The following is a 461-nucleotide window of genomic DNA, read 5'->3' on the forward strand; positions in this document are numbered from 1 at the left end:
CGACGACGAGCAGCAGCGCCTTCCACGAGCGCGGCTTCGCATGGCGCGCGCCCAGCAGCGCCAGCATCCCGACGATGCCGCCCTCGCCGGCATTTTCGGCGCGCAGGATCAGCACCGCGTATTTCAGCGAGACGATCAGGATCATCGCCCACAGGATCAGCGAGACCGCGCCGACCACCCGCCTGGGGTCGGCCAGCGGGGGCAGCAACCCCGGCCCCATCGCGGGGGTCGGCGCGGTCTCGCTGACCCGGTGGGCGCTGATCCTGATCGCCTCGATGAAATACGCGGTGCTGAGCCTGAGCGCCGACAATGCCGGCGAGGGCGGCATCGTCGCGATGCTGGCGCTGCTGGGCGCGCGCCATGCGAGGCCGCGCTCGTGGAAGGCGCTGCTGCTCGTCGTCGGGCTGATCGGCGCGGCGCTTCTCTACGGCGACGGCGCGATCACCCCGGCGATCTCGGTG

General features: G+C 71.8%; 1 protein-coding gene and 1 pseudogene. One reads left to right on the forward strand and one right to left on the reverse strand.

Annotated elements, in window-relative coordinates:
* Positions 1-208, reverse strand: a 208-nt coding sequence (locus MKK70_RS00005) for a KUP/HAK/KT family potassium transporter (RefSeq protein WP_243945243.1), incomplete at its 3' end; no start/stop codon positions are given.
* Between MKK70_RS00005 and MKK70_RS00010 the strand changes: the two are divergent.
* Positions 192-461: pseudogene (locus MKK70_RS00010) on the forward strand (KUP/HAK/KT family potassium transporter); the annotation flags it as partial. The gene MKK70_RS00005 and the pseudogene MKK70_RS00010 overlap by 17 nt on opposite strands.

This window comes from Methylobacterium sp. E-041, from assembly GCF_022829665.1.
Lineage (GTDB): Bacteria > Pseudomonadota > Alphaproteobacteria > Rhizobiales > Beijerinckiaceae > Methylobacterium.